The sequence below is a fragment of the Bacteroidota bacterium genome (assembly GCA_030706565.1).
GTDB lineage: Bacteria > Bacteroidota > Bacteroidia > Bacteroidales > JAUZOH01 > JAUZOH01.
In genome coordinates, this window is sequence record JAUZOH010000269.1 from 1 (window position 1) to 5,308 (window position 5,308).

Annotated in this window: 3 protein-coding genes and 1 tRNA gene; 3 read left to right on the forward strand and 1 reads right to left on the reverse strand. The window is 38.2% G+C overall.

The window, feature by feature from the left end:
• Positions 1 to 403: 403 nt before the first annotated feature.
• Complete coding sequence (locus tag Q8907_12270; protein MDP4275046.1) at positions 404 to 1,048, reverse strand: HAD family phosphatase; 645 nt, start codon at positions 1,046 to 1,048, stop codon at positions 404 to 406.
• A 125-nt stretch (positions 1,049 to 1,173) separates the two neighbouring features.
• On the opposite strand from Q8907_12270, the gene Q8907_12275 reads away from it, so the two are divergent.
• The 3 genes from Q8907_12275 to Q8907_12285 all read left to right on the forward strand — a co-directional run bounded on the left by Q8907_12275 (position 1,174) and on the right by Q8907_12285 (position 5,131).
• Positions 1,174 to 1,247: transfer RNA gene (locus Q8907_12275), tRNA-Ile, on the forward strand.
• Positions 1,248 to 1,586: 339 nt separating this feature from the next.
• Complete coding sequence (locus Q8907_12280; GenBank protein MDP4275047.1) at positions 1,587 to 2,822, forward strand: hypothetical protein; 1,236 nt, start codon at positions 1,587 to 1,589, stop codon at positions 2,820 to 2,822.
• 53 nt (positions 2,823 to 2,875) lie between these two features.
• Positions 2,876 to 5,131 carry a GH92 family glycosyl hydrolase gene (locus tag Q8907_12285; GenBank protein MDP4275048.1) on the forward strand — a complete coding sequence of 752 codons (2,256 nt, stop codon included), beginning with the start codon at positions 2,876 to 2,878 and terminating at the stop codon, positions 5,129 to 5,131.
• Positions 5,132 to 5,308 lie beyond the last annotated feature (177 nt).

Below are 5,308 nucleotides of genomic sequence, written 5' to 3' on the forward strand. Positions count from 1 at the left end.
ACTGATTGCCCTGATTAAAGCAAATGGGGATTGGCAACCGGCCTGAAAATTGGCTATTCAATAATTATGTTTGGCTAAAGCCAAAAAAAATATACTTCCTTTGTCCGTTGGCTGTAACCAAGGGCAATGAAATCTGATATCCTTGAGCTTTTGAATTTATTCAAAGTCGTGCACTTTAGCCAAATCATTCAGCATCATTCAGTTTTTAAAAATACATTTGGGCTAAAGCCCAATAAATATCTAAATTTCTGCCCTTCTTCTAAAGCTGAAGGCAATTCATTGCTCATGGCAATGAAACATGCCAAAACATTTTATATGACAAATCTTGAATTGCCGTTGGCTTTAGCCAACGGAAGGAAAGATCAAGCTGTTTATTGGGCTTTAGCCCAAATATACAGATCTTTCAGGCTTGATTGGCCAACACCGGACTAAATATATTTTGAATGTTCTCCCCTTTTTGCAGGTGATAAGCCTGTATTCCTGCTTTTTTGGCTCCTTCCACATTGGACAGGTTATCATCAATGAATAAAGTTTCTGAAGCTTTTAGTTTGCTGTCGTTAAGCACGAATTCAAATATCTTTTGATCAGGTTTGCGCATTCCTACTTCATTTGAATAATAAGTTTTTTCAAACAGACCTTCAAAATGGTCCATCCCGTACTGTTGTTTCAGGAACCTGAAATAATAGTCCAGGTGTATCTGATTGGTGTTGCTGAGCAGGAAAGTACGATATTGTTTGCTGAGTTGCTGGATAAGTTTCCTATTCTCCTGAGGGAAATCGAGTAACATGGCATTCCAGGCCTGATCAATTTGCTCGTCAGACAGGTTAACTGAAAAGTATCTTCTAAGTTCATTTCTGAAGGTTTCTGGTGAAATCAATCCCTTGTCCAGTTTATTAAATAGTTCGGTTTGCTGTAATTGGGTATACATATTGTTAAAGTCTGTAAATCCAAAATTTACAAAAGCTTGAGTAGTCAGATTTACATTCAGGTTGATCACCACTCCGCCCAAATCGAAAATAATATTCTTAATATTGTCTAATTTTAACATAAAAAAGTTTCAAGAGTTTTGAAAATTCAAATGTAAGTAGTAATATTGCAGTCCCAAAAAATAACAGTCTTATATTTTGAACAGGCTGCAAAGTTATTCAAAATTTTAATAAGAAGATGTTTTTTGGGCCCATAGCTCAGCTGGTTAGAGCATCTGACTCATAATCAGAGGGTCCCTGGTTCGAGCCCAGGTGGGCCCACAAAAATCCGGATGAAAATCCGGATTTTTTTTACCTGTATTTTTGATCCTTTCCCAAAATCCGGATCAGTCGCTATTTCCGTTTTCCCTGAATATTTAAACATTTTATAAAGAATTATTAATCTTTTCGCCATAATTGGCCATTTACATTTGATTCATTGATTATTATTTGCCGAATACATTTAAATTTGAATGATTTCTAAAATGGATGGGAAGGCTTTCGGTTTATTAGTTGTTTTAGTTAACAGGTAAGACAGCTAAAATGCTTCGGAAAGGAATTTTTTATCCACGAAATTGCCTGATTGTAAATTGCTTTAGCTAAAAATAAAATTCAACTAAAATGAAAAAATATTTCTATAGAATATTCCTGCTGATTTGCTTATGTGGCAATGTGGCCGCCTCTAATTTGAAGAGTATCCGGGATTTTGGGGTTAAACCTGCTAACAGCCCTTCGTTGAATAAAATGAACTTGCAGAAAGCTATTGACTGGGCGTCAGAAAGGGGGGCTGCCTTATTGGTCGATCCTACCGATGAGCCGTATCCTGTAGATGGTGGAATCATTTTGAAAAAGAATGTGTCGCTGATTGGGGTTAACGGTCCAACTCCCCGTGGAACTTCTCATCCTACAAAGAAACAACCTGTTGGAAGTGTATTTAAAATTACAGACAGGAAAAATATTTTTATTACTGTTGAATCCAGTACGCAAATTAAAGGAATTCAATTCTGGTACCCTGAACAAACCGTGAACGATCCAAATGCGATTATACCTTACCCGGCAACCATACAAGTTTCGAAAACAAGCATGGCACAAGGAGTGTATTTGTCCTGTCTGACTTTTTACGGGGAATATTTGGCCATGGATTTTAGTGCCTCATCTCAATTCCCTTGCGAATTGATGACTTTTGAACATTGTTACGGATATCCTTTAAGCGGGGAATTTATCCGGATAAACTATTGTTATGATATCCCCCGTATTCTTCATTGTCATGTTAATCCTGCTGTTCAACGATTTATAAAGGGACAATACAGCAGGGCTGTTGTCGATGCTGTGGTAGCCAGGAAAACTTTTGCTTATTCTATTAATCATACCGATAATGCTCAAATTATGGATCTTTTTACTTTTGGCACTTATGGCGGTATTTTATTAGGTGGGGAAACATACGGGCAATTGACAAATTTCAATTTTGATTGTGTCTCTGTTGGAATTCACAAAATGGGAAACAACACCAAAAACAGGAACTGGCAAATTGCTCAAGGTTCTATTATTGCCAATTGTGGAGAAAAAGTGGAAAACATTCATCCCATTATTATTGAAGGTGAAGGACATACGTCCTTATGCAATGTGGAGGCCTTTTCGGGTGGCAACGGAGCTTTGACCACTGTCCCGGAAAATCAATCAGGGGATTTCATGTGGATTAAAGGCAATAAAAAACTTACTGTTACTATTTTTGGTAGCCGGATGAGAAATTATATTTCTGAATTGCCTTTGACAATTGATAATAAAAATGCAATGGTTCAGGCTGTCGCCTGCATTGATAAAAATGAAAATTTGTACAACTTTTCAGTAAAACCTTAATCAATTTTTATTAAAAAATCATAATGGGAATAAATCAAATGTATAATTTAAAAATGAAAGCAATAATTACCCGTATTATCGGGATTTTATTTTTGGTTTTAGGCTGTTCTTTTACCAAGATTGATCAAAAAGAACCGGTAGATTATGTAAATCCTTACATGGGGAATATCAGTCATTTACTGGTGCCGACCTATCCGACCATTCATTTGCCCAACAGCATTTTGCGGGTATATCCCGAGCGGGCCGATTTTACAGGAACCCATTTAAGAGGATTGCCTTTGATTGTTACCAGCCACCGTGGACGTTCGGCATTTAATCTTAGCCCTTTTCAGGGTGATCAACAGGATATTAAACCTGTAATAAAATACAGTTATGATCAGGAGGTGATTAAACCGTATTTTTATTCGGTATATCTCGATGAACAGGAAACCGAAGTTAGGTTTGCCCCTTCACATCAATCTGCTCTTTATGAGATTAAATTTGGAAAAGCTAAGTCCAGGTATTTAATTCTTAATTCTGAGACGGGTAAATTCAACTGGGACGGGAAAGCATTAACAGGCCATCAGGTAATAGATAATGGTACCTCAGTTTATATTTATCTTGAAACTGAGGAAAAACCGGCAAATATTTATGTTTTGAAAAATGGCAAACTGGTTGACATACCGGCATCCGGAGCGGAGAATAAATGTGTGGTTTTGAAATTTGATGATGGGAATACTCTTATTCATGTCCGTTACGGAATTTCTTTCATTGATGCAGATCAGGCGAGTAAAAATCTGAAACGGGAGATTACAAATTACGATGTGAAATCGTTGACAATTGAAGGACGCAGAATCTGGAACGAATCCCTTGGAAAGATTAAGGTAGAGGGTGGAGGTGAAAATGACAAAGTCGTTTTCTATACTTCGCTTTATCGAACGTTTGAACGCCCGGTCTGTATCTCGGAAGGAAGCCGCTATTATAGCGCTTTTGACGGAAAAGTTCATAACGACAATGGGGTTCCGTTTTACACCGATGACTGGATCTGGGATACATACAGGGCTGCCCATCCATTGCGCATTCTTATCGATCCAAAGAAAGAAGGGAATATTCTGCATTCTTATGTGGACATGGCTCAGCAGATGGGAAATTTCTGGATGCCTACATTTCCCGAAATTACTGGTGATAGCCGGCGGATGAATTCCAATCATGGGGTGGCGGCTGTGTTGGATGCCTACGTGAAAGGGGTTGAGGGTTTCGATGTTAATAATGCATACAATGCCTGCAAAAAGGCCATTGTCGAGAAAACCTTATCTCCCTGGTCGGGCGCTCCTGCCGGGGCTTTAGACAGATTTTATCAGAAACATGGCTATATCCCGGCTTTACATGAAAATGAAAAAGAAACTATTCCTGAAGTAACCTCTGAAAAACGACAAGCTGTTGCAGTGACCCTGGGTACATCTTTTGATGAATGGTGTTTGTCTCAGATAGCAAGAAAACTAGGGAAAACAGATGATTATCAGCTATTTCTAAAACATTCTTATAATTACCGTAATTTGTTTAACCCGCAAACACATTTCTTTCATCCCAAAGATAGCAGTGGTGAATTTATCCAACCTTTTAATTATGTTTTTTCAGGAGGGAGAGGTGCTCGCGATTACTATGATGAAAATAATGGCTGGACCTACCGCTGGGATGTGCAGCATAATGTTGCGGATTTGATTCGTTTAATGGGGGGAAGGCATAATTTTATTAAAAATCTTGATTCTTTATTTTCTGCTCCCCTTGGCAGGTCGAAATACGATTTTTACTACCAGTTCCCGGATCAAACAGGGAATGTGGGGCAATTTACCATGGCTAATGAACCTTCACTGCATATTCCTTATTTATATAATTATGCGGGAGAACCTTGGAAGACCCAGAAGTTAATCCGCAGCCTGTTGTCCGAATGGTTCCGTAACGATCTGATGGGAGTTCCTGGCGATGAAGATGGGGGTGGAATGTCTGCGTTTGTAGTGTTTTCGAAGATGGGTTTCTATCCGGTTACTCCGGGATCAGGCACGTATAATATTGGAAGTCCGGCATTCGAGAATACGGTAATTCACTTAGGTAATGGCAAAGAATTCAGGATCATTGCTAGAAATTGTTCTCAACAGAATAAATATATCCAATCGGCCAAATTAAACGGGAAAGAATGGAACAAACCCTGGTTCTCCCACGATGACATCAGGGATGGTGGAGTCCTGGAGCTAATTATGGGCGATAAAGCTAATAAATCTTGGGGTAGCTCTCCTGAAGATGTTCCTCCCTCTGCAGAAATAATGAAATAAGTCGAAAAATTAGTGCTCGAATTTGAATATCACCTTTTCAACCAAAGGAATAATTATTGTTAACCTTTAAAAGACCAATTTCTATAAAATGAAAAAGAATCTTGCTTGCTTTTTGATATTAACTCTGTCTTTATATTCTTATGCAGGAGGAGTTAAAAAAGTTAAGTATCCTTATCA

What these genes read in the sequence shown, in the direction of transcription:
- Q8907_12270 (MDP4275046.1), bottom strand. Translation starts at nt 1,048, where the DNA reads ATGTTAAAATTAGACAATATTAAGAATATTATTTTCGATTTGGGCGGA.
- Q8907_12285 (MDP4275048.1), top strand. Translation starts at nt 2,876, where the DNA reads ATGAAAGCAATAATTACCCGTATTATCGGGATTTTATTTTTGGTTTTA.
- Q8907_12280 (MDP4275047.1), top strand. Translation starts at nt 1,587, where the DNA reads ATGAAAAAATATTTCTATAGAATATTCCTGCTGATTTGCTTATGTGGC.